Below are 24,392 nucleotides of genomic sequence, written 5' to 3'. Positions count from 1 at the left end.
CGCTTCACCGCGCTGATGCGCCTGAGGGAAGGCAATTGCATCATCGAATTATTTCCATTCAATTAATGTGCCACTATTTTTTTGCGAGCAGGAAATCCACTGTCTGCCGGTAGAGGTCTGGACGATAGGCTTCTGCTGCACGGAGTGTTGAACTCCCCAGGTCTGAATACATCTCCAGCAGCTGCCGTGCTTTTTCCTGAGTTGGACGCCCGCAGTCGTTATCAATATGGGCAAAGAGGTGCCAGCCGGGATTGGCGAGAATCTCCCGGTCCCGGTGGTAGAGAATCTGGTCATTGAGGGAGCGTTGAATCAGCTCCTCAGGCAGGTTGAGGTATTGCCCCAGGGACAAGAGCTTGGCAGCTTCGGCTCTGTTTGCGCGTGCGGCAAGCCAGGTACAGGCCTTGAGAAGAGCGGCCCTTAGGGCCAAGTGGGTCGCAGGGTTGGCTTGGTGCCAGCTCTCAGTGACTGTCAGCACTTTTTCCGGCATAGCTGGCAGCAGTGTATTACAAGCCGCAATAACCACGCCGGACCCTTTGTGGGCGGCCAGGGAGTTCCAGGGTTCGCCTACACAATAGCCATCGATAACGCCACTGTGGAGGTTTTCCAACATTTGTTCAGGCGGTAATACCACCAGTTTTATATCCCGGTCCGGGTCGATATCGGCAGAGCGTAACCAGTATCTTAATTGCAAGCTATGACTGGAGAATGGATAAACCGTGGCGAGCCTGACAGTAGGTGGGTATTTATTGTCGTGAAGGTAGCGCTTTAGCGCCAAGGCGATATCACTTTGTGAGTCACCTTCACAGTAATTTTGCAGGCGTTCGAATAATTCTGCGGAAAGGGTAATAGCGTTACCATTGCAGCTGAGAATTAATCCACTTAACAAGCGTTCGTGGCAATTGGGTAGTGCTTGTTCAAGTGTCAGGGGCATAGGAGCGAGCATTGCTGCAGCATCGGCTTTGCGCGCAATTAACTTGTCTCGCAGGGTGGCCCAGCTTGTTTCTTTTTGCAGCTGTACCTTTAATCCATATTCTTGGAAGTAGCCTAGCTCCTTGGCGACAATTAGCGGTGCGCTGTCGGTCAGGCGCAGGTAAAGCAGTTTGATGGTCTTTTTTTCCGGGCACAGAAGGGCTGACATCGGTACTCTAATGCTCTTTCTGAAAATATTGGATTACTTGCTCGGCAACTGTATGGATGGTCGAGTTGCTGTTCATCGCGAGATTGCGCAAGGTCTTATGGGCATCCTCTTCACTGAGGTTCTTCTTGGCCATTAATAGCCCTTTGGCCCGCTCGATTGCTTTTCGCTCTGTGAGTTGCTGCTGGGTGCGCTCGAGAGACTGACGCAATTGCTGGAAATGTTTAAATTGTGCCATAGCGATTTCTATCGCCGGTGCCACGCGCTCAGGAGTCATTCCCTCGGCCATATAAGCGCTTACCCCGGAGTCGACCGCGCGACTAATAAAGTCTGCGTTTCCGTTACCTGAAAACATAGCCACAGGGGTTGGCGCCTCACGATTGACTATGGCCAGGCTTTCCAGGATATCCCTGTCCGGGGATTCGATGTCTATCAGCACAATATCTGGACGGTATTTTTCCACCTGGAAGAGGAGCCCCTCGGCACTATTGATCTGGGCGAGAATGCTGTAGCCAGCAGCACGTAATCGCTCACAAACCAAGTGGGCGCGCTCGGGATTGTCATCGACCAGCATGATTCCAGGGCTTGGATTAGTCACAATTTACTGCGGCACTCATCTAATAATTTTTATTGGGCTTTACCAACTTTTAATCAATAGTTGTGCCAAATACGCAGAGGTGGGGGAGTGGATGTATGTCTCTAATTCCATGAGATAAATCTGATGTTACTGCTTTTTCCTGGTGCGACATTCTGCGGATATTGTTTTTTTTGCACAAGTAGGGGGCTACTACATATTTTTCAGGCAGAAAAGTGTGACTTGGTACTATGGAAGCAAAATTATCTGCACATTTGTGGTTTGCGTGAATAGACTGTCACATGGCGCGTTATTTTTTATTATAGGTGTAATGTGATGGTCGCCTTTATCGACAATATTTAACTAACACGGTGTGTTTGGTGATCTATTTGCGGTTATTAAAAATAGTCAGTTACCCCTAAATTTTTATAGTTTTTTGTTTGTTTGTAGGTGGTCACTCCACTGTGGGGATTTTCTTGGGTTGAAAATTCATAGTGAATTGAGCGGTAAGGCCATTTAAAAAGGAAAACTCCTTATATTTTGGATAAACAAATAGCAATTTAACTTCAGGGAAAAGGTTTCGCGCAAGACTAATTTTTGCTTATTTCTCTCAGGTCTATATAGCCAATTCAGGATATATAGTCTTATTAATTTCACCAATTACGGCTATCAGGTTATCCCCCTTTTCATCCCCTTTGACGACGTTTACACTCGATCTGTTTATAAATTGGGCAATCCAATACTTTTTGAGGTAGATGTAGCTGTAAGTTCATAAAATCAACTAAGAGGGGCACGGCGGTGATTATAGCCATACCTAGAGAGACCGCAGAGGGAGAAGCACGTGTTGCAGCGACTCCCGATAGCGTAAGACGATTACGCGATTTGGGTTTTTCCGTAGCGGTGGAGAAGGGGGCTGGTAACAGGGCCAGTTTTACTGATGAAGCTTATGCTGAAGCCGGTGCAGAAATCCGTGAGGATATGCAACAGTGCCTGGCTGATGCGGGCATAGTATTAAAAGTACAAGCACCAACTGATCAAGAGTTGGCCCTGATTCCCAAAGGGGCTACGCTGATCGCCTTTCTGAAGCCGGCACAAAATGCCGAGTTCCTACAGAAGCTTGCCGAGCGCGATATCAATGCGCTAGCGGTCGAGTCGATTCCAAGAATTTCCCGCGCGCAAAAAATGGATGCGCTCAGCTCCATGGCAAATATTGCCGGCTATCGTGCGGTTGTGGAGGCTGCCCACAATTTTGGTCGCTTCTTTACCGGACAGATCACGGCAGCAGGAAAAATTCCCCCGGCAAAAGTACTTGTTATTGGTGCTGGTGTAGCGGGGCTCTCTGCAATAGGTACGGCAAAAAGCATGGGAGCTATTGTGCGGGCCTTCGATACCCGCGCTGAAGTACGTGAGCAAGTGGAGTCCATGGGGGCTGAATTCCTTACCGTAGAAATTGAGGAGGAAGGCTCGGGCTCCGGTGGTTACGCCAAGGTGATGTCCAAGGAATTTATTGATGCTGAAATGGCACTGTTCCGCGAGCAGGCCAAAGAAGTGGATATTGTGATCACCACTGCCTTAATTCCGGGGAAACCCGCTCCGAAATTATGGCTTGCAGATATGGTCGACAGTATGCCTAAAGGTTCTGTCGTCGTGGATTTAGCAGCAGAAATGGGCGGTAACTGTGACTATACAGTGCCCCATGAAAAAGTGGAGCAGAACGGCGTCACTATTCTTGGTTATACCAATCTGCCCAGTCGAGCAGCGGCACAATCCTCGCGCCTGTATTCAACCAATCTTGCTCATCTGCTTGGGGAGCTAACTCCAGAGAAAGATGGTGAGATTAATCTCAATTTTGATGATGAAGTGATTCGTGGTGCCACAGTGGTTAAATCCGGTGAGATTACCTGGCCTCCACCCGCTCCAAAAATTTCTGCTCAGCCCAAGCCATCGGCGAAAGCCACTGAAGAAGTGAAAATTGTTGAGGAGACAGCTGAGAAACGAAAATCTCCGGTATCTATTTTTGCATTTTGGGCGATCGCGGCAATCTTATTGCTGTGGTTGGGGCGTGTGGCACCTCCTGATTTCGTCTCGCACTTTACCGTATTTGTCCTGGCAATATTTGTTGGCTGGCAAGTGATTTGGAATGTTACCCATGCGCTACACACTCCGTTAATGAGTGTTACTAATGCAATTTCCGGCATTGTGGTTGTTGGTGCATTAGTACAGCTTGGGATTGCCAATTCGGGTTTGGTGAGCCTGCTTGCTTTCATCGGCGTGTTGGTGGCCAGTATTAATATATTCGGTGGTTTCTTTGTGACCTACCGTATGTTGAAAATGTTTCGCCGGTAACGGGAGGAGGGAGTGATGAACGGTATGATTGCAATGGCTTATCTCTTCTCGGCAGTGATGTTTATCTTGAGTCTGGGAGGTTTATCCAGTCACGAAACTGCGCGCAGGGGAAATATTTACGGCATGGTGGGAATGGCAGTTGCCATTATCGCCACTATTGCTGGAGTGGCCGCCGGGGCTTACTGGATGGTCGCCATCGCCATGATCGTCGGCGCGGTGATTGGTTTGGCACTGGCCAAGCGTGTGGCTATGACTCAAATGCCACAAATGGTGGCTTTGCTACACAGCTTCGTCGGCTTGGCTGCGGTATTAATTGGTTGGGGCGGTTTCCTCGATCCGGTTGTGGAGTTACACGGAGCTGCTCATGTTGTCCACAGCACTGAGATATACCTGGGTGTATTTATTGGAGCAATTACCCTGACCGGTTCTTTGGTTGCTTTTTGTAAGTTGCAGGGATTGGTTTCCGGGAAACCATTAATGCTACCGGCCCGGCACTGGCTTAACTTGATTGCCATTTTGGCCTGTATTGTTCTGGGTGTGTTGTTTGTACCGGCAGATGTGCATGCGGGTACGGTTATTAACTTGCTGTTAATGACCTCAATTGCATTGCTGTTAGGTATTCACCTTGTGGCAGCTATTGGCGGCGCTGATATGCCGGTGGTGATATCCATGCTGAACAGCTATTCCGGTTGGGCCGCTGCCGCTACCGGATTTATGCTGGGCAATGATCTTTTAATTGTAGTGGGCGCCCTGGTGGGTTCTTCCGGTGCCATCCTGAGTTACATCATGTGCCGGGGAATGAATCGCTCTTTTATCAGCGTTATTCTCGGTGGGTTTGGTTCTGATGGTGGTGAAGTCTCCGATGAGGAAGTCGATGGTGAAGTAATTGCCATTGATCAACAAGAGCTTGCGGATGAACTGGATGCGGCGGACAGTATCATTATTGTTCCCGGATTCGGAATGGCGGTTGCCCATGCCCAGCAGGCGGTTAGTGACTTGACTGATCGTTTGAGAAAAGCGGGCAAAACAGTGCGCTTTGGTATTCACCCGGTAGCTGGACGTCTTCCCGGACATATGAATGTGCTCTTGGCCGAGGCTAATGTGCCCTACGATATCGTTCTGGAAATGGATGAGATTAATCCAGACTTTCCCGCTACAGATTTGGTTTTGGTGATCGGTGCTAACGACACGGTAAACCCGGATGCAGTGGAAAAACCGGGCTCGCCAATCGCAGGTATGCCGGTATTGGAAGTTTGGAAGGCCGGTAAGGTTGTTATCCTTAAGCGCTCTATGGCTTCCGGGTATGCGGGAGTTGCTAACCCACTGTTTTACAAAGAAAACTCACGCATGCTGTTCGGTGATGCAAAAGATAGTTTGCAGGGGGTTTTGGGTAAAGTCGGCAATTAGTTGCTGACTCGGGTTATTAATAGTAATTAACCTGTTTTGTACTGAAAGGCCTGGTGGGGTACAAATTGTAATGTGCCTCTTCAGGCCTTTCTGTATTTTGGTTTAGCTATTTCTTTTGATGAAAAACTTGGTTATCGAACCCTTTTTCAAATAGTGGTAGGCTCCACCGCTTTACATATCTTTACTAATAAAAAGGTCAATAGGAGTTTGGGGATGGAAATCCGTCTACGTAAGCTAGCTTTTGCAGGGGTTGTTACTCTGGGAGCTTTAGGCTTGGCAGCCTGTGGGGGAGGCGGAGGTGGCTCTGACTCTGATGGTGAAGATGGTTCTGAGACGCCAACTGCCGTTGGCGGCACTTGGGAAAAGGATAACTTCCTGCCTGTCTCAACTTATGCGAGCCGGTGTGTTGCTCCCCGCAGTGGCACAGACCCAGCAACGGGTTCGGCTTATGCTGATGTAGCGGGCACCCGCGAGGACGAGAATAACTGGCTGCGCTCAATGAGTAATGAGCTCTACCTATGGTACGACGAGATTGAAGACCAGGATCCAGCGAGCTTCGATGATTCTTTAGCTTATTTCGAAGAGCTAAGAACTTTCGCTCTAACTCCCTCCGGTCGAGAGAAGGACCGCTTCCATTATACGGTTCCGTCAGATGAGTGGTACTCACAAACTGAATCTGGTGTGTACGTAGGTTATGGTGTCCAGTGGGCCCTACTTTCCGATAAGCCGCCACGTAAAGCGGTAGTCGCTTATCTGGATGAGGAAAACGGTGGTAATTTGCCGGATATTATCACCCGCGGTGCAGAAGTTATCAGTGTGGACGGCGTTGACCTGGCTTATGGTGATGATGTCGATACCTTAAATTACGGTATGTGGCCGGAAAACGATGGTGAGTCCCATGTATTTGAAATAAGACCTTTGGGTTCTTCAACGATTGAGACTGTCACTTTGGTCGCATCACCAGTGCAATCAGATCCTGTTCAATATGTTAAAACGGTGGACACAAATTCGGGCCGCAAAGTCGGATATATGTTATTCAATGATCATATTGCGACAGCCGAAGCGGAATTGATTGATGCTGTCAGCGAGCTTGAGTCTGAGTCTGTTGACGATTTAGTACTAGACCTTCGTTATAACGGTGGTGGTTACCTCGATATCGCTGCAGAGTTAGCTTATATGATCGCAGGTGATAATACTGCGGGGCAGGTATTTGAAATTGCCCAGTTTAACGACCAGCACCCGGAAACTAATCCAATTACCGGAGCGCCATTGGATGGGACTCCATTCTACTCGACCGGTCTGGGCTTTGTTGATGAGTCTTTATACGGGGAAGAATTGCCGACTTTAAATCTGTCGCGACTGTTTGTCTTAACCAGTGAAAATACCTGCTCAGCCAGTGAGGCCATTATCAATGGCTTGCGCGGAATTGATGTAGAAGTTATTCAGATCGGTGAGACTACTTGCGGTAAGCCTTACGGTTTTTATCCCCTGGATAACTGTGGCACCACTTATTTCACTATTCAGTTCTCCGGTGTGAATGCAAAAGGCTTTGGCGATTACTCCGATGGCTTTGTACCCAATGGTAATTATGGAACTGATGCAGATTTGCCCGGGTGTGTGATTGGGGATGACTTTGACAATCTCTTGGGTGATGCTGATGAAGCGCGATTTGCCACTGCGTTGAATTACATTGAGACTGGCGAATGTGGAGATATTGCGGTTAGCGCATTCTCCATTTCCGGTGAAAGCGAGGGTGCCCCCGCTTTCAAGGCACGAGTGACCAAGGAAGTCTCTCGCAGTAACCGCATAATGGTGAAATAAAATGAAAAAGGCAGCTTTGGCTAAACTTTGTGGTTTTGCATTGATGTGTCTTGGCTGCTCCTCCCAGCAAAATATTGAAACTGCACAACCGGCACTGTTACTGGAAACGAGCCCGGAGATTCAGGACAAGCTGCAGGTGGCAGTTTCGCAAGCGCTGGGCGGGGTTAATGTGACCCTGGGCCCGAGGGTGTTTGTGGACGATACTATTTTGGTGATTGAGAATGATCCCAAAAAGATGGCTCTGATTGGCCGGGATATGGGGCGGCCGATCAAGTTTCAATTAGTCGGCAATGGTGAGAAATGCTGGTTGAGGCGATTGTCCAATGGAGAATCCTGGGAGTTGCCTGTGATGTGTAAGCCAGTTTCCACTGGTTGAGAAAAGAAAGGGGAGCATTAGCTCCCCTTTTTGTTTAACGCAGCAGGTTGGACTTGCGAATATCCGGTTTTTGCGCTGCACGGAAAATCAGGGCAATCTTGCCGATTTCCTGTATCAGCTCGGATGAGGATTTTTCGCAAAGCTCACCAACGATTTGGTGGCGTACTTCCCGGTCGGCGATCATCAGTTTGACCTTGATCAGCTCGTGGTCTTCGAGTGCACGGTTCAGTTCTTCCATCACCCCCTCGCTCAGCCCGTTGCCGGCTACGGTCACGACAGGTTTCAGGTTGTGACCTAGAGAGCGAAGAGCTTTTTTGCGGTCGGCGGTTAAAGGCATACAATACTCCATTACCACTTTGTGGAATTCGATGTGGGAGCGGCCACAGATCGCGATCGTCGCCAGCGTTTGTTCGGCGGACCCGATCGCGGCCAGTGGCCGCTCTTATAATTAAGCTGTAGTGATTGTAGGCATTGTACCCGATGGGCCGATCTAAGAGCAGCCACCGTTGGCTGCGTGAACATTTTAATGACCATTACGTCAAACAGTCCCAAAAAGAGGGCTATCGCTCCCGTGCCAGCTACAAGCTGCAGGAGCTACAAAATAAGGACCGCTTATTCAAGCCGGGAATGACTGTTGTCGACCTGGGTGCGGCTCCAGGGGGCTGGTCCCAGGTAGCGATGGAGTTGGTAGGGCACAAAGGTAAGGTTTTGGCGTCAGATATATTGCCGATGGACCCGCTGGCCGGTGTGGACTTTGTCCAGGGGGACTTTACCGAGGAGTCGGTGCTCAGTGAACTGTTACAGCGCATGGGCGATGAACTGGCAGACCTTGTGATTTCCGATATGGCCCCCAATATGAGTGGGATACGCGATGTTGATCAGCCCGCCTCCATGTATTTGGTGGAACTGGCGGTCGATATGGCCCGGCAGGTACTTAAGCCCGGTGGTGCATTTGTTGCAAAGGTATTCCAGGGAGAGGGTTTCGACGAGTTGATCCGCGACTTGCGTGGGAGCTACAACAGCGTCGTAACTCGCAAACCTGGTGCTTCCCGCCCCCGTTCACGTGAAGTATACGTGGTGGCGCGAGGATTTAAGGGCTGAGAGCGACTGAGAACATCGGCGTATTTCTAGTCTGACTCCCCATATGGTATAAGCGATACCTGTATCGGGGGCGAAGGCTGTTGACCCCCCGCACCTATACTGGTTTTATCCGGTATTGATGTGGCCGGCATTGCCGGAATGAACGGATTTTGATTGCGAAAGCGAGAGGGCTATCCCTTTGAATGATATGGCAAAGAACCTGGTACTGTGGTTGATCATCGCAGCGGTACTGCTGATGGTTTTTCAAAACTTTAAACCGCAGTCACGGGATGAGGCTCTCAGTTACTCCGACTTTGTTCAGGATGTGCAGTCGGGCCAAGTTAAGAACGTGATCGTAGACGGTCTGGTAATCACCGGCGAAAAAGCCGATGGCAGCCGCTTCAAGACTATCCAGCCACAGATTATCGACGATGAACTCACCAATGAGCTGGTTCGCAGCAATGTGCAATTCGTTGGTCGCGAGCCTGAGTCACCGAGTATCTGGCAGCAGCTTCTGGTAGCCAGCTTCCCGATCCTGATTATTATCGCTGTATTTATGTTCTTTATGCGCCAAATGCAGGGCGGAGCCGGCGGTCGCTCAGGTCCTATGGCATTTGGTAAGAGCAAGGCGCGCCTGCTGGGCGAAGACCAGATCAAGACAACTTTTTCCGATGTTGCCGGAGTAGATGAAGCTAAGGAAGAGGTACAGGAGCTGGTCGAGTTCCTGCGCGATCCCACCAAGTTCCAGCGACTGGGTGGCAATATCCCCCGTGGCGTACTGATGTGTGGCCCTCCCGGTACCGGTAAGACCCTGCTTGCCAAAGCAATTGCCGGCGAAGCAAAAGTACCTTTCTTCTCTATCTCCGGTTCTGACTTTGTTGAGATGTTTGTTGGTGTGGGCGCTTCCCGGGTGCGGGATATGTTTGACCAAGCCAAGAAGCAGGCTCCCTGCATCATCTTTATCGACGAGATTGACGCTGTTGGCCGTCACCGTGGAGCCGGCGTTGGCGGCGGTCACGATGAGCGCGAGCAGACCCTGAACCAGTTGCTGGTTGAGATGGATGGTTTCGAAGGTAATGAGGGTGTGATCGTTATTGCAGCGACCAACCGCCCGGATGTACTGGACCACGCCCTGCTGCGCCCAGGTCGCTTTGACCGCCAGGTGTTTGTCGGGCTGCCAGATATTCGCGGCCGCGAACAAATCCTCAAGGTTCATATGCGTAAAGTGCCTATGGACGACAAGGTGAATCCGCAGACTATTGCCCGTGGTACCCCTGGTTTCTCCGGTGCCGATCTGGCCAACTTGGTCAACGAGGCTGCCCTGTTTGCTGCGCGAGCCAATAGACGCACCGTGACCATGGAGGAGTTTGAGCGCGCCCGTGACAAGATCATGATGGGTGCCGAGCGCAAGTCCATGGTGATGAATGAAAAGGAAAAGGTGAATACCGCCTACCACGAGGCCGGTCACGCAATTATTGGTCGACTGGTACCCGAGCATGATCCGGTACACAAAGTAACTATTATTCCCCGTGGCCGCGCTCTGGGTGTCACCCAGTTCCTGCCTGAGGAAGACAAGTACAGCCTGTCCAAGCGCGCGATTGAATCGCAACTGTGCTCCCTGTTTGGTGGCCGTATTGCTGAAGAAATGACGCTGGGTATCGACGGTGTTACGACTGGCGCTTCCAATGACATCGAGCGGGCCACTGACTTGGCGCGCAGCATGGTGACCAAGTGGGGCTTGTCTGAAAAGCTTGGCCCATTGCATTACGGCGAAGATGAAAGTGGTCAGCCCGGCCAGGGTAATCCTGTTTCCGGCAAGACTTCCAATGAAATTGATGTGGAGGTGCGCCGTATTATCGATGTCTGCTACGAGCGAGCACAAAAGCTGTTGGAGGATAACCGAGATATTCTTGAAGCGATGAAAGATGCGCTGATGGAATACGAAACCCTGGATGCGGAGCAGGTGGACGACCTGATGGCTCGCCGCAAAGTTCGCGCACCGAGGGATTGGGAAGACAATAACTTCGGCTCTGGTGGAAACAGCCCGACCCAGGATACTGAAACCACAGAAGCCTCAACTGAGGCGGATAAGAGCAATACCGTCGGCGGCCCATTAAACGGCCACTGATTCTCCGAAGCGACTAACTGGACAAAACCAAATGCCGGGTTGGGGATAGGGCGATAGCCTGTTCCAATCCGGCATTTTTTATTTCAGCCAATGAAAATTATTTGTGGTAACCACACCCTAGACCTCTCCCAACCGGTGGTTATGGGGGTTCTGAATACAACGCCGGACTCCTTTTCCGACGGTGGCAATTACTATGCCTCCGGTAGCCTGGACTTGACCCTGGCTCTGCAGAGAGCAGAACAGATGCTCTCTGAGGGAGCGAAAATCCTGGATATTGGCGGAGAATCGACACGCCCTGGCGCATCGTCGGTCACCGAACAGCAGGAGCTGGATCGGGTAGTGCCGGTGGTGGAGGCGATCAAAGCGAACTTTGACGCGATCATCTCTGTCGATACCAGTACCCCGGCAGTGATGCGTGAGTCAGCTGCGGTAGGGGCGGGACTGATCAATGATGTTCGTGCCCTGGAGCGCCCAGGAGCACTGGAAGCAGCCGCAGAGAGTGGTTTGGCAATCTGCCTGATGCATATGCAGGGTCAGCCCGGCACTATGCAGGATGATCCGTCTTACACTGATGTTGTAGAGGATGTCGCCAGGTATCTGCAGAAACGGGTCGATCTCTGTATCGAGCTGGGGGTGACACGGGACCGGCTCATTCTCGACCCGGGTTTTGGCTTTGGCAAAACCGATGAGCACAATTTGGCGTTGTTGCGTAATTTGTCGCAGCTGGCGCCGGCGGATATGCCCATACTGGCGGGCTTGTCGCGGAAATCGATGATTGGTCGCTTACTCGATCGAGATGTAGATGGCCGACTCCCCGGTAGCCTGGCCCTGGCCATGTTGGCTGCGCAAAAGGGCGCAAGAATTTTACGTGTCCACGATGTTGCGGAAACCGTGGATGTGTTGCGCATGCAGCAATTGGTTTGCAGCGAAATTTGATGAGTGATGTCTTACAGAGACCTTAAGCCGCAGGGTCCTGTTGTGGTTTTCCGACAGAACAGAAAAGCGGCGAAGTACACAATTGAGAAGCGTTATGGAAAGAAAGTATTTTGGCACTGATGGTATTCGTGGTCGCGTTGGCGAGGGAGCAATTACTCCCGATTTTATGCTGCGCCTGGGATATGCAGCGGGCAAGGTACTGGGAAGAATTTCCAAAGCTAAACACCACCGGCGCCCCCGCATCCTTATCGGTAAGGACACTCGGGTCTCCGGCTACATGTTTGAGGCAGCGCTGCAGGCGGGCCTGATTAATGCTGGCGTGGATGTCGCCCTGTTGGGGCCAATGCCGACTCCGGCGATCGCCTACCTGACCCGGACTTTCCATGCCGGTGCAGGCATTGTTATCAGCGCCTCCCATAATCCTTACCACGACAATGGCATTAAGTTTTTCAGCGCTGAAGGCTCCAAGTTACCGGATGAGGTTGAATTGGAGATTGAAGCCGCTCTCGAGCTGCCGATGGAAACTTCTGACGATCTCGGTCGCGCCTATCGAGTTGATGATGCAGCCGCGCGTTACATCGAGTTCTGCAAGGCTTCCACGCCCTGGGGTTTCTCCCTTGAGGGTTTGAAGATTGTTCTCGACTGCGCCAATGGAGCCACTTATCACGTAGCGCCGATGGTGTTTCGTGAGCAGGGAGCAGAAGTCAGCGTAATTGGAGCGGGCCCTGATGGACTCAATATCAATCTAGATTGCGGCTCCACTAAACCTCAGCAGTTGCAACGGGCCGTGGTTAAGCGCGGTGCGGACCTGGGTATAGCCTTTGATGGTGACGGGGACAGGGTGTTGTTCGTCGATGCCAATGGGGAATTGGTCGATGGCGATCAGCTGTTGTATATCATCGCTATGCACCAGCATAAATTCCTGGGCGGTTGTAGTGGTGTTGTCGGCACCTTGATGAGCAATTACGGTTTTGAGCTTGCATTGCGCGAAAACAAAATCCCGTTTGAGAGAGCCAAAGTGGGCGACCGCCATGTGCTTGAAAAAATGTCAGCTAATCAGTGGAAGCTGGGAGGCGAATCCTCAGGCCATATTATCTGTGCCGATGCATCTACCACCGGCGACGGTATCATTGCCGCACTGCAGGTACTGCGTGGCCTGTGTGAATTTGATGAGCCCTTGCATCAGCTTAAATCCCGTATGACAATGTTCCCCCAGCACATGATTAATGTGCAACTGGCTCATCGCGATGGTGTTCTCGATCACACAGACGTTAAGGCCATTGTTGTCGATGCAGAACGTCAGCTCGCAGACAGCGGACGTGTGCTGCTGCGGCCATCTGGCACAGAGCCTCTGATCCGGGTAATGGTTGAAGGCCGCGACAGCGCCTTGGTGGAACAGCTGGCCAAAGATATTTCCTCCGTGGTGGAGCGAATTGGAAATAACTGATCTGCTGCGATTTAACCCGTAGTAAATCGGTCCTCTTGGGGCGCAGAAGAAACTCGTATAATTTTGGTTGTATGTTGGCGTCAATGTCGCTAAGATTTGCGCCCCTTGAAGGAGCACACATGCGAACACCGCTAGTAGCAGCAAACTGGAAAATGAACGGCAGCCGCGAGTTTGCCGAACGTTTTTTCACCGAACTCAACCTCGAAGGTGTGAAGTCCGGTGTTGTTGTTTGCCCATCTTTTCCATACCTCGGCTTGGTGGCTGATGCGGCGGAAAAGAGCGGAGGTTTCAGCTTGGGTGCCCAGGACCTTAGCCAGGAGCCCAAAGGGGCGTTTACTGGTGAGGTTTCCGCTAGCATGTTACTGGACTGGAATACCCGTTACGTTATTGTCGGGCATTCTGAGCGCCGTAGTCTCTACGGAGAAACCAGTGAGTTAGTGGCGAAAAAATTTGTTGCGGCCCAAGAGGCGGGATTGACTCCAATACTTTGCGTCGGGGAAACCCTTGAAGAACGCGAGCAGGAGCGCACTCTCGAAGTGGTTGCAGAACAACTTCAAGCGGTTGCCGATATCATTGATTCGGCTGGCTGGAAGCAGTCCGTGATTGCCTATGAGCCGGTATGGGCCATTGGTACCGGAAAAACTGCTACCCCTGATGAAGCCCAAGCTGTACATGCGTTTATTCGCTCGCAGTTGGGAGATTTAGGTGCTGAAGTACAGATTTTATATGGCGGTAGTGTAAAATCCGCAAATGCCAGGGAGCTTTTTGCCCAGGCAGATATTGATGGCGCCCTGGTGGGTGGAGCCTCGCTGGATGCCGGCGAGTTTGCTGAGATTTGTCGCGCTGCTGTTTAAATTGACAGCACGCGGGTTGGCGAATACTGAATAACGGGTTGTTTAGACCCCGGTAGAGAGTTTCCAGAAGATGGAAAAATTGGTATTAGTTGTACACGTTTTGACCGCACTAGGCATTATTGGCCTGATTTTGTTGCAGCAAGGTAAAGGTGCCGAAGCCGGTGCTTCCTTTGGTGCGGGCGCGTCTCAGACAGTTTTTGGCAGTCAAGGTAGCGGAAATTTCTTTTCCCGCTTGACAGCAATTTTTGCGACGGTATTCTTCGTCACCAGTTTCGGCCTGGCCATCCTGGCTAAGCAAGGTGCAGGCACCAATGTTGATGCGGACCTTCCGCAAATTCCAGCAGCGGTACAGCAAATTGGCCCAGCCGAAGAACTGCCGGCTATCGACAGCGATATCCCGCAGCTCGAAACAGATTTGGAAGCTGGCGATATCCCGCAGATTCCTGCAGACAGTACCGGTTCAGAAGAGCCAGCTGCTAACCAGGAAAGTGAGGAACAGCAGTAAAAGATTTTTGCCCAGGTGGTGGAATTGGTAGACACGCTATCTTGAGGGGGTAGTGAGCTATGCTCGTGCGGGTTCAAGTCCCGCCCTGGGCACCACATCAAGATCCGAAGAAGTTCGGAATCATCCAAAAAGCCCGGTAAATCCGGGCTTTTTGCTATCTGAAGGGTACACAGCCCTCCGTTCTCGTTCGTTGTCACCCGGTGCTATCTGGTGCTACATTTGGTGCTACCTAGTTCAATTTAGAAACTGGTAGAGGCACCAATGGCCCTTACAGATAGATACTCAACTCAAAACAAGCCAGCCAAACCAAGCGGCAAGAATCATTGGCTTGCGGATATCTGGTAGCTCCGAATGCGGCTCTTCCGCTCAGTGCTCAATACGCAAAGTAATGTAATCAATATAGCTTGAGCCCTGAGATCAGCTTTAGATCTCAATTTTGGCCAAGTAGAGAGCTAGTCATTTCAGCAAGAAATGATATGGACTACTAGCTATTTGACTAAGTCAGGGAATAATTATGCCTACCCTACGTAGTTGCTTGTTTATAAGTTTTAGTATATTCGTCCTAATTTATGTCCTGCACTGGCTTCTTGCCTTTCCATGGCTGTGGGTGATTGGCTATCTTGTAGTTGGTGCAATATTCGTCGGTTTCTCAACGTGGCTTTACTCTGGTATGTATAGCGAAGACGAATGAAAATTTTTACAAGCGCGCATATGTATAGCTGAATAGTGCGGTCTTGGTGGTCCATACTGTTTGAAGTCCTGGACCTTGCCAACCACCAAGGGTTGTAAGGGGGGGGCGATTCTGGACTCCCTTTGGGGTCTTTTGAGAACCACTTTTGCTAAAGCCGGCTTGCCTGTTCAGTATTAGGTAACCTCGCACTTTGTCGATTTGGAGTAGGTGAAGTCACGCTTGAATTTCAGCATCACGCTCAGTCGTTGAGGCGCCACAGTAGAGGGAGGATTCAAAGTGGTGTTACTTTTTTGTTGTGCTTTCCTATACGTCCCGTAACCACTGGCTAGAAGTTATTTTTCAAGTCCCGCACTGATCAAGAAACGAAGAAGCTCAGAATCACCCAAAAAGCCCGGCTGGTCCGGGCTTTTTACTATTTAAAAAATAAAAATATTAACCTTTCACTTTGTCAGGAGTTGCCCTGCATAGCCTTGAATATCCCTTCCTGGCTCACTCATTGAAGACCAGGTGCCTCTCCAATAATTTATAAGCCATCTGCAGAGCTCACCGGTGGTTGATGTGATTTTGTAGGCAGGAAACATTCACTAGTAGGCCTGTAATTCTATGTAATAGCTTTTCCGGGAGGTTTGGTTGCGGGTTTATTTGGGGGGATGGATACTGGATTACTCCAGTTGCTCGGTATCAAGTTAGTAACTATTTTGCTTCCCTTTCGCGATCCCTATTCTCGGCACGAGTTCTGAAAGTGAATTAAAAATTGGCTGAGATTTTTGGTAAATATAGAAAAAGGAGTTTTCGATTGAAGTCTTATACCACTAAATACAAAAAGCTTTCGACACTTCGGGGGCTAGTAATATTTGTCGGGCTACTGTCCATGGAAGGTGTATCAGCTGACGCCTCTCTTTCTGATCTTGATATTGATAATGATGGTCTGATTGAGATTCGCAGTTTCAAAGATCTTAATGAGATTCGTAACAACCTAGACGGATCAACTTTATACAGTAGTAACTATGGTTGCCCAGAAAGTGGCTGTTATGGCTTTGAGCTGACCAAAGACCTGAATTTTGATACCAATGGCGATAGTTATGTTGATGCGAATGATGAGTACTGGAACGAGGGCTTGGGCTGGGAGCCAATCGGTACAAGTGAAAACCCGTTTACTGCGACCTTTGAAGGTAATGGCTATTCCATCAGTAATTTATATATAAACTTCAATGGAGGGGAATTTACAATTCTAAATGAACACTCAGGCCTTCTGGGACATGCTCAATCGGCGGAAATACATAACCTTACTACAGTTGATACCGTTGTTTCTTTCATGGGTGTTATGCCCGCAGGAGAAGACTCGGCAAACCCTAGTGAGGGATGCTCGGGCGAAGCGGTTGAGTCTAGTACAATTTCCAATGGAGACTTCGATACGACATGTGTATTCAGTTCGGTAGTGCTGACCTTGGATTTAACAGGTGCTGAGATAGAATTACCCTATATTAATTTCGAATCTCCAGTAGAAGGTAATGAAGTATCTGTTATTGATTTATCTAAATTCCCTTTAGTTGATAACGGGTGCGGTGCTAGTGATTTCTCCGAGGACAGTGATAGCTTTTGTGTTATTGGGTCAACGATTAGTTTCCAAGATTGGGCTGATGGTGACAGTTTAGTTGCTATTTCAAGTATTCCACTTATACCTAGCGCTACATTTAACTTTTACCCCAAAGTTACGGCAAAGCTATTTCAAGCTGGCCAGTTCAGGGCTGTAATTTATGAGGATCAGGGACCGGCAGAGATTCAAGCCTGGGTCACAGATGAGTATGAGCTGGACCCATTTACCTATAGTTGGAACAGCCCAAAGCTAGTTCAGCTCAACGACTCTGGTGAAAGCGTATTTACCTTTGATCCAGCAGGTTTGTCGGGAGCTTTCGAAGTTACTGTTACTGTTACAGATTCTGGTGGTTTGTCAGATACTGCGAAGCTGATATTGCGAGTGGATGGCAGTGCCCCTGTATTGTCCGATAATGAGGATGCTGATCAGGATGGGCTGAGTGACAGCGTTGAGGGATTCTTAGATTTAGATGGTGATCGAATACCGGACTATCTAGATAGGGTAGCGGTTCGTTCCCAGCTGCCGGTAAATAGAACTGGTGCAGTGATGCAAAGCTCTGAAGGGACAAGCTTGAGACTTGGTGATAGTGCCTATATTGCCGGTCAACAATTGGGCCAGGTTACGTTAGAGGATATAGATAATCTCTTTGAGGATAATTTGGCAGGACAGAATAGCTATAAATTCCTGCATGGTATTTTTGACTTTGTTATTTACGATACAGATTTTGGGGAAAGCGCTAACATTGTTGTCCCTTTAAATGCCGCTTTACTCGAAGGTGCTCGTTATCTGAAATACCGCCAAAGTGTTGGATGGGTGGATTTTATTGAGGATGAATTTAACCGCGTATCTTCTGCACTGGGGCAGTTGGGTGATTGTCCTGAGCCGGGTAGTGAGAAGTACCAGCCTGGGCTCCATGAGGGCCATTTTTGCATCCAGCTTAGCTTGGTAGATGGTGGCCTCAATGATGATGACGGAGAGATGAATGGCATTATTGTCGATCCTGGTGCTGTCGCGACCCTCAATGTTAAAGAACCTATTGTAAATATAAAATCCTATGCACTTGAGAATTCACAGTTTCAGTTAGAGGAGGAGGCACCGGTGTTGGCTTTCTCCCTACAGAGTGACTCTGCTGATGCGATGCTGAAGTCACTCACACTCAAGGCCGATGGTGAGTTGGATGAAGTATCGGACATACAGAGGGTGCGTTTGTATTTGGATATGGATAACAATGGAATTGCCAGTAATTCGGAGTTAATCGGCGATGGTCTCTTTTCAATTGATAATGGCTATCTGAAGTTAGATTTATTCAAAAAGTTTCAGTTGCCCGTTGGTGAGGCCCAGTTTCTGGTGACGTATGAATTTTAAAACCTCAGAGAGTTTTTCGGAATTACTGCTATTAATTGGTGGATATATGAAACCTTTAAAATCCAATGTGCGCTTTTATTTTGTTTTAGTTATCGCTGCTTTTGTTGGTGGTTGTGCTGATTCTTCGAATAACATAGTTGAGCCAGAAGAAAAGCCCGTAAGTAAGGCCTTTTCGATTACCCTAGAGTCAGTTGAGGTTGTGAGGCTAAGTAATGGTGAGGCTGTCTCTGTGGATGCAGGTGAGATAAAAAATGAAGCTCTTATTTTGGTGCCAAATTTCGATTAAATAATTCTTAGTCAGTAAACGTAAAGCCCCTATTTTGGGGCTTTTTTAATGTTCAAATGCAGGGGTGCTAAAAGTAATTAGCTAATATTTGTTTCTAATAACTTTGCACTAAAGGGTTTAAGTATCAAAATAATGACCGAAGTTGATGCAATTACCTTGCATATTTTACAGTTTATATAATAGCAGTCGATTTTTGGCTGATAAGCAACCGTACATACACTTCCTTAGTGAGCTGGAAAAGATACCCAGACTTGGGTAAGGTATTTTTTCTAATCAGGGTGACATGCGGTAATAAAGTTAGTGCCCCTAAAGTGACGCTGAGAGACTTAGTTCTCAAAAACGGAGCTGGTTCCTGATATTGCTTTCTCTTTAGGATGGTAGGTCACCAGATTTCGACTTTGAAGGGTATCAGCTGATCATAAGGAAAAGAGTGGATAGTTGGAGTCAATATCTGCTACTTCTTCTCCATCAGTAGATCAAGTGGTGGCAGAAAATTGATTGAAGAGTATTGATGCTAGATTCAGCAATAAAGAAAAGTGGTTGGAGTGAGTGAAATCAACTTAACCAGTTTGAGATAACCCAGGAGCTACCTTGTAATCGAGGTGGTGTACTTTAAGTAAAATAAAAGAGTACTTAATCTGTAATTCGATCGAGAATAAGCTTTAGGCTAGCTGAATTGATATTTTATTACTTTGTTTGTTTTAGCTTTTAAATATCATAAGGCACTTAAGCATGTTGTCGATGTCTGCGATGTGATAGATGTTCCCTTTGCTTTGTTAATTATTGCTTTTTAATCGCGGGGCAATATTCAAATAAAAGCTAAGTTTGTCTTTATGTGGTTTCCTGTCGTTTGATGAGGATGTTGTGATCTGCAATTTTGTGACGATAAAAGATAAATGGAGATTTAAATAATCGGTTAATTTAAGTTTTGATTTATATTTTTTTGAGATTTTTGTAAGGCATGCTGAGTGTGAATGCAGGCTGAATATATAGGTTTTTTTTGCTGTAATTGCTGAAGTATTTATAGTTTTAATTTTTTGTTTGGATCTTCTTGCTAGTTAATATTTGGGTATTTATACTGCCTGCTCGATTATTTTTTTAAGGATGAAAAATGAAATTTTTGAAGTCTGTGTTGCCGGTGTTTGCCTTGTTGTTAGCGAGTCAGTCTTTTGCAGAAATGACTTTTATTGGCGGCGTTAAGCACAATATTACTGAGTACTCTTATACTTCGGATACTCGGCGAATTGCTGAGATTGATATCTTGGGTGATAGTGCGCAAGAAATCAGTTTCGATATTACTGCGATTGTATCTGGTTTGGGACGGTTGAGGCCAGATGTCGTTTGTCGTTATTCCCATAGGGGAGAGCGTTGCTACACTAGAAATCATCCTAGAATTTTTGACTATGTGTATGATGTTTCGATTACGGCAAGTTGTGTTGCCAAAGATGGTACTCAAACTGCAATAGGGGTTGATAGGGACGATAAAAATATTTATACGAATGTGCCCATTTCAGATTTTCGCAATGAAGTAGTCTTAACGATAGATAATGGTTCAATTGCCGCGGATATGTGCGATACCTTGACAGTTGATATTCAGGGTGATTTAGAGGCTATTGAAGATGTAAATTTAAAAGTTTTCACCTACGAAATTTTCTAGTTAATAGTATGAAAGTGTCGGTAATAATTGCCGGCACTTTCACAGTCGAACTCCAATCTAGTATATCCATACAATCAAAAGTAGTGGATCACCGCACATCTAATAGAAATGATGTCAGCTCTGTAGCAGAGTCAGAAGCAGTTAATAAAGTCTTTTCTTTTATCTGAAGTCGGTAAGGGTTGAACGGCTTAGTAGTGGCGATTCAGTGCCGATAACTACCGGCCGGTTAAAAGTGATGAGCTTATATTGAGCTGGATACCGATTCGTTAAATTTCCTTCACAATAGAATCTGTCGCTAGTTTTGAGCCCCATCAAGGGGCTCTTTTGTATCTGTTGATTAACAATTGAGGTCAATAGCTGATACAGGCTAAAGGGTGGGAGAATTGTCTGTACAGGAATACCCGCATATAGAGAAGGGAATGGGATAAGTACCCTTATGTTGTGTGTGGTCTATGTGATAACTGAGCACTTTTCTTTGTGTGAGGTAGTAGGCGCTACCCTGATTTTCGGTGCGGAAAGTGAGAAAGATGCCCAGACTTGAGCCAGATCATTTTTCCCTAGTCAGAGTGGCATAAGGTAATGCAATTAGTGTCCCGGCAGTGACGCTGAGAGATTGAGCACTCAATAAATGAGGCAGAGGCGCTCGCACTGCTCTGAGTGTAACTGTTCCCTCTAGCTCTTGAAAAAAGCATGGCTATAGCAGAGTAAGAGGGCGGAGACTGGATCAGGGAGGATCGTGGTGAATTTGGTTGAAGATTCCTGGCTGCCAATTATCCGGCGATGCGGTATGCAGGAAAGAATTGCTCCTTGGCAAATTGTCGAGGTGGATAATCCTGTCGTAGATATTTGCACGGTACGACCGGATTTTCGCGGGGCGCTGTTCCAGTTTTTAATTGGCCTGTTGCAAACAGCTTTTGCACCTGAAAGTGTCGATGATTGGGGGGGCTACTGGAAAAAGGCGCCTACTGAGGAAACACTAAAATCACGGCTGCAAAGCTACGCTCCCAATTTTGAATTGTTTCAAGAGTCCGGGCCTGCATTTATGCAGGACTTGGAATTGAGCGAGGGAGAATCAAAGTCGATTGCCGCCCTACTGATTGAGGCGCCGGGCAGTAAAACCTGCAGAGATAATCAGGATCTATTTATTAAGGGCGGTAGGGTGCAGGGTGTATGTCCCAGCTGTGCCGCTAGTGCCTTGTTTACTTTGCAAATTAACGCCCCCTCCGGAGGCGTGGGGCATAGAACCAGTTTGCGTGGTGGTGGTCCTCTGACCACATTGATAATACCAGAGGCAGATGATGTCAACCTTTGGCAGAAATTGTGGCTCAATATCCTGCCACAAGAGGAATTTGGGTCAAGGTCTGAAAGCTCTGATAGTTGCATCTTCCCCTGGCTCGCTCCCTCCCGCCTCTCTGACAAACAAGGTTCCTCTACGTCTCCCAATGATACCCATCCCCTGCAAATGTACTGGGGTATGCCGCGCAGGATACGTTTCCATATCCCGAGAGAAGGCAAGGGTTACTGCGATCTTTGTGGAGAGCAGACGAGTCAATTAATTCGGGAATATACCACTAAGAATTATGGTATTAATTACGAGGGTCCCTGGATTCATCCCCTTACGCCCTATCGACGTGATCCCAAGAAAAAAACCCCACCCTTGAGTTTGAAAGGTCAACAGAGTGGCCTCGGTTATCGGCATTGGTTGGGGCTTATGTGGAATGACCATTCAAATGGCGATGAAGCGAGCCGGGCGGTGCGCTTGTTCCATGAGGAGTATGCGGAAATTCTCGAAGAACTGGATTCGAATGTCGATGTGCGCCTGTGGGGATTTGGCTATGACATGGACAATATGAAAGCGCGTTGCTGGTATGAACAGGAAATGCCAGTACTGCCTATTTCCCCTGAGCATCAGTCGCTATTTATTCAGCTGGCAGGGCAGCTTTTAACAGCTGCAAAAGATACTTTGAAAGAGCTGCGCTTTAGGGTCAAGGCTGCCTGGTTTAATAACCCTAATGAGGCTAAAGGGGATTTTTCATTTGTCGATCAGGCATTTTGGATGGCGACGGAAAGCCAGTTTTATCACTCGCTCAAGCAGTTATCCCTCGAATCCAAGAAATCCCTATTTACACCTGCACCGGTGGCTATTGCCTGGGCACACACACTGAGAAAAACGGCTTTAGCGCAGTTTGACCATTGGTCAATGGAGGGCTCTGCGGAAGACCTGAAATTGCAGCGAGTGACTCGGGCACGACGTCTTTTAAGGAGTAAGCTCGCCAGCCTGGCAAGTTTAAAGACTCTGGATAATACAGCCAAAGTTGAGCAACAACAGGAGGAATTGTGATGGCCGGATATCAATATCTTAGCGATACAGATGTGAGCCGACTGCGCGAGTGGCACCGCTGGCTCAATGACAAAGCTGGCCGGGCCGACCGAGCGCGTTTGCGCCGTGCGGTAGAGCCCATGGATGTAATGCCTACTCCCGCCTTTATCCGTTTTTTAAAGGATATGCCCGAGCGCTGGCAGAAAGATGAGCAAATTCGTATCGAAGATGCGGCTCTGGTAGCCACCGTAATTGCACACGTAAAAAATGATAACACCAGCAAAACAATTGATGTTGACAGCAGCGAGGCTATGGATATCAGTTTTGCCCGGTCCCTGGCTATGCCCCGGGAGAGAGGCGGGCGCCCCCCTTTAAGTGAGCTGCGTTTTTTTCAGTTGCAAAAAAGTCGCGATACGGCCGAGTTTTATCGCCGCATAGTACGGGCCCTGGCCCTGCTGGATGGCAGAGCCAATATAGCTTCCCTTGCCAATGATTTGCTGCACTGGCAAAGAGAAATGCGCACGATTCCCGCAAGACATCCACAGGAACGCCTGGCTGTGCGTTGGGCAACTGATTACTACGCCGTATTACCAGACTGAGAAGTATTTAGAGAATTCCAAATTAAAGAGGTCTTAGGGGCCTAAAAATATTTTAAATGCTATTCCCATAACAACACTAAGCACAGAGCAAAGCCAGACCGATTGACAGTGACTGTTGATCAGATACTTGAGATATGAATCGAAGTAATGTGATGGCCTGAAGGTCGCAACAAGGAGAGATTTATGAGCCGCTTTATTCAATTGCATGTATTGACCGCCTATCCCCCTGCGAACCTGAACCGGGATGACTTGGGGCGGCCAAAAACAGCGAAGATGGGAGGTTGTGATCGCCTGCGAATCTCTTCCCAGAGCCTTAAGCGTCACTGGCGAACGTCGGAGTTGTTCCAGCAGGTATTGGCAACGGAGCAGGGGGATAGCCTAATTGGCACCAGAACCAAGCGTCAGGGGGTACTGGCCTATGAGACTTTATTGGATCTGGGGGTCTCTGAGAAAAAGGCCAAATTGTGGGCACAGAAAGTTGCCGAGCAATTCGGTAAGTTAAAAAAGCCGGAAAAAGATAACCCTCTGGCCGATTTGGAAATCGAGCAGTTAGTTCACCTCAGTAGTGCTGAGCAAAACGGGATCATTGCACTACTGAAAACCTTGGCAGAAGAGGGGCGAGAGCCGGAGAAGACAGAGTTGGATTTATTGCGCAAGGAAAACATGGCAGTGGATATCGCCTTGTTTGGCCGTATGCTCGCTTCCAAGCCCACCTATAACGTTGAAGCGGCATGCCAAGTGGCCCATGCACTCTCGGCTCACTCTGTAGTGATTGAAGATGATTATTTTACTGCGGTAGACGACCTGAATGATCGCAGCGAGGATGCCGGTGCTGCTCACTTGGGGGAGGCGGGCTTTGCTGCGGGATTATTTTATTCCTATATCTGCATTAACAAAGAGCTGCTCATTGAAAACCTGGACGGGGATAAACCCCTGGCCGATCTAGCTGTAGCTGCGCTGACTGAGACAATCCTTAAAGTTTCTCCCAGCGGTAAACAAAACAGCTATGCCAGCCGTGCCTATGCCTCTTATGTCGTGGCCGAAGCCGGTGATCAGCAACCGCGTTCTCTCTCTGCGGCTTACCTGAAGCCGGTTGATCGCTATAGCGAGGATTACGCCCATGACGCTATTGATGCACTGCAAAAGCAATTGCAGAGTTTCGATAAGGTGTACGGGGATTGTGCCGATAGTCGCTACGTTCTCAATGCCGTAACTGGCGAAGGTAATATCGAGGAACTTTTGGCCTTTGTCAGCGAATAGGTGGCGCT

Annotated in this window: 19 protein-coding genes and 1 tRNA gene; 17 read left to right on the top strand and 3 right to left on the bottom strand. The window is 48.5% G+C overall.

Going from position 1 to position 24,392, the window contains the following annotated elements; all coding sequences use genetic code 11:
• Positions 1 to 73: 73 nt before the first annotated feature.
• A complete protein-coding gene (locus ACJJIQ_RS16260; RefSeq protein ID WP_445362443.1) occupies positions 74 to 1,138 on the bottom strand; it encodes a CmpA/NrtA family ABC transporter substrate-binding protein in 1,065 nt (354 codons plus the stop codon).
• A gap of 7 nt (positions 1,139 to 1,145) precedes the next feature.
• Complete coding sequence (locus ACJJIQ_RS16255; protein ID WP_444907338.1) at positions 1,146 to 1,733, bottom strand: ANTAR domain-containing response regulator; 588 nt, start codon at positions 1,731 to 1,733, stop codon at positions 1,146 to 1,148.
• A gap of 774 nt (positions 1,734 to 2,507) precedes the next feature.
• On the opposite strand from ACJJIQ_RS16255, the gene ACJJIQ_RS16250 reads away from it, so the two are divergent.
• The 4 genes from ACJJIQ_RS16250 (at position 2,508) to ACJJIQ_RS16235 (ending at position 7,659) form a co-directional block, all read left to right on the top strand.
• On the top strand, positions 2,508 to 4,055 hold the full coding sequence (locus ACJJIQ_RS16250) for a Re/Si-specific NAD(P)(+) transhydrogenase subunit alpha (RefSeq protein ID WP_445362442.1): 1,548 nt from the start codon (positions 2,508 to 2,510) through the stop codon (positions 4,053 to 4,055).
• Positions 4,056 to 4,070: 15 nt separating this feature from the next.
• The gene (gene pntB, locus ACJJIQ_RS16245) at positions 4,071 to 5,462 is read left to right on the top strand and encodes a Re/Si-specific NAD(P)(+) transhydrogenase subunit beta (RefSeq protein WP_413663233.1); all 1,392 of its coding nucleotides are present in this window, start codon (positions 4,071 to 4,073) and stop codon (positions 5,460 to 5,462) included.
• A 213-nt stretch (positions 5,463 to 5,675) separates the two neighbouring features.
• On the top strand, positions 5,676 to 7,283 hold the full coding sequence (locus ACJJIQ_RS16240; RefSeq protein WP_445362441.1) for a S41 family peptidase: 1,608 nt from the start codon (positions 5,676 to 5,678) through the stop codon (positions 7,281 to 7,283).
• A gap of 1 nt (position 7,284) precedes the next feature.
• Positions 7,285 to 7,659 (top strand): hypothetical protein, encoded by a 375-nt coding sequence (locus tag ACJJIQ_RS16235; protein ID WP_413663231.1) that lies wholly within the window; start codon positions 7,285 to 7,287, stop codon positions 7,657 to 7,659.
• A 34-nt stretch (positions 7,660 to 7,693) separates the two neighbouring features.
• On the opposite strand, the gene yhbY is transcribed toward ACJJIQ_RS16235, so the two are convergent.
• Positions 7,694 to 7,996, bottom strand: coding sequence for a ribosome assembly RNA-binding protein YhbY (yhbY, locus tag ACJJIQ_RS16230; RefSeq protein ID WP_413663230.1), 303 nt, complete (start codon positions 7,994 to 7,996; stop codon positions 7,694 to 7,696).
• A gap of 143 nt (positions 7,997 to 8,139) precedes the next feature.
• On the opposite strand from yhbY, the gene rlmE reads away from it, so the two are divergent.
• From rlmE to cas7e, 13 genes are all read left to right on the top strand, one after another.
• Complete coding sequence (gene rlmE, locus ACJJIQ_RS16225) at positions 8,140 to 8,760, top strand: 23S rRNA (uridine(2552)-2'-O)-methyltransferase RlmE (protein WP_108734402.1); 621 nt, start codon at positions 8,140 to 8,142, stop codon at positions 8,758 to 8,760.
• 187 nt (positions 8,761 to 8,947) lie between these two features.
• On the top strand, positions 8,948 to 10,867 hold the full coding sequence (gene ftsH, locus ACJJIQ_RS16220; protein WP_444896163.1) for an ATP-dependent zinc metalloprotease FtsH: 1,920 nt from the start codon (positions 8,948 to 8,950) through the stop codon (positions 10,865 to 10,867).
• Between the two features lie 90 nt (positions 10,868 to 10,957).
• Positions 10,958 to 11,803, top strand: coding sequence for a dihydropteroate synthase (folP, locus tag ACJJIQ_RS16215; protein ID WP_444915602.1), 846 nt, complete (start codon positions 10,958 to 10,960; stop codon positions 11,801 to 11,803).
• A 94-nt stretch (positions 11,804 to 11,897) separates the two neighbouring features.
• The gene (gene glmM, locus ACJJIQ_RS16210) at positions 11,898 to 13,250 is read left to right on the top strand and encodes a phosphoglucosamine mutase (protein ID WP_282931361.1); all 1,353 of its coding nucleotides are present in this window, start codon (positions 11,898 to 11,900) and stop codon (positions 13,248 to 13,250) included.
• A gap of 119 nt (positions 13,251 to 13,369) precedes the next feature.
• Complete coding sequence (tpiA, locus tag ACJJIQ_RS16205; protein WP_444896166.1) at positions 13,370 to 14,104, top strand: triose-phosphate isomerase; 735 nt, start codon at positions 13,370 to 13,372, stop codon at positions 14,102 to 14,104.
• A 70-nt stretch (positions 14,105 to 14,174) separates the two neighbouring features.
• Positions 14,175 to 14,609: a preprotein translocase subunit SecG gene (gene secG, locus ACJJIQ_RS16200; RefSeq protein ID WP_445362440.1), complete on the top strand. Its 435-nt coding sequence runs from the start codon at positions 14,175 to 14,177 to the stop codon at positions 14,607 to 14,609.
• Positions 14,610 to 14,618: 9 nt separating this feature from the next.
• Positions 14,619 to 14,704, top strand: a tRNA-Leu gene (locus ACJJIQ_RS16195).
• A 1,392-nt stretch (positions 14,705 to 16,096) separates the two neighbouring features.
• A complete protein-coding gene (locus ACJJIQ_RS16190) occupies positions 16,097 to 18,262 on the top strand; it encodes a hypothetical protein (RefSeq protein ID WP_445362439.1) in 2,166 nt (721 codons plus the stop codon).
• Positions 18,252 to 18,548, top strand: coding sequence for a hypothetical protein (locus tag ACJJIQ_RS16185; RefSeq protein WP_444915604.1), 297 nt, complete (start codon positions 18,252 to 18,254; stop codon positions 18,546 to 18,548). Before ACJJIQ_RS16190 ends, ACJJIQ_RS16185 begins: the two co-directional genes overlap by 11 nt.
• A 1,111-nt stretch (positions 18,549 to 19,659) precedes the next feature.
• Positions 19,660 to 20,205, top strand: a complete 546-nt coding sequence (locus ACJJIQ_RS16180; RefSeq protein ID WP_445362438.1) for a hypothetical protein — start codon at positions 19,660 to 19,662, stop codon at positions 20,203 to 20,205.
• 787 nt (positions 20,206 to 20,992) lie between these two features.
• Complete coding sequence (gene casA / locus ACJJIQ_RS16175; protein ID WP_445362437.1) at positions 20,993 to 22,546, top strand: type I-E CRISPR-associated protein Cse1/CasA; 1,554 nt, start codon at positions 20,993 to 20,995, stop codon at positions 22,544 to 22,546.
• On the top strand, positions 22,546 to 23,124 hold the full coding sequence (casB, locus tag ACJJIQ_RS16170) for a type I-E CRISPR-associated protein Cse2/CasB (RefSeq protein ID WP_444934097.1): 579 nt from the start codon (positions 22,546 to 22,548) through the stop codon (positions 23,122 to 23,124). Before casA ends, casB begins: the two co-directional genes overlap by 1 nt.
• Positions 23,125 to 23,307: 183 nt before the next feature.
• Entirely contained in the window at positions 23,308 to 24,384 is a 1,077-nt protein-coding gene (cas7e, locus tag ACJJIQ_RS16165; protein WP_445362436.1) for a type I-E CRISPR-associated protein Cas7/Cse4/CasC, read from the top strand.
• The last annotated feature ends 8 nt before the right edge of the window (positions 24,385 to 24,392 follow it).

Source organism: Microbulbifer maximicatervae (SeqCode) (genome assembly GCF_052468295.1).
Note: the sequence above shows the minus strand (reverse complement) of the source record. Positions and strands in the feature narration are given on the sequence as shown.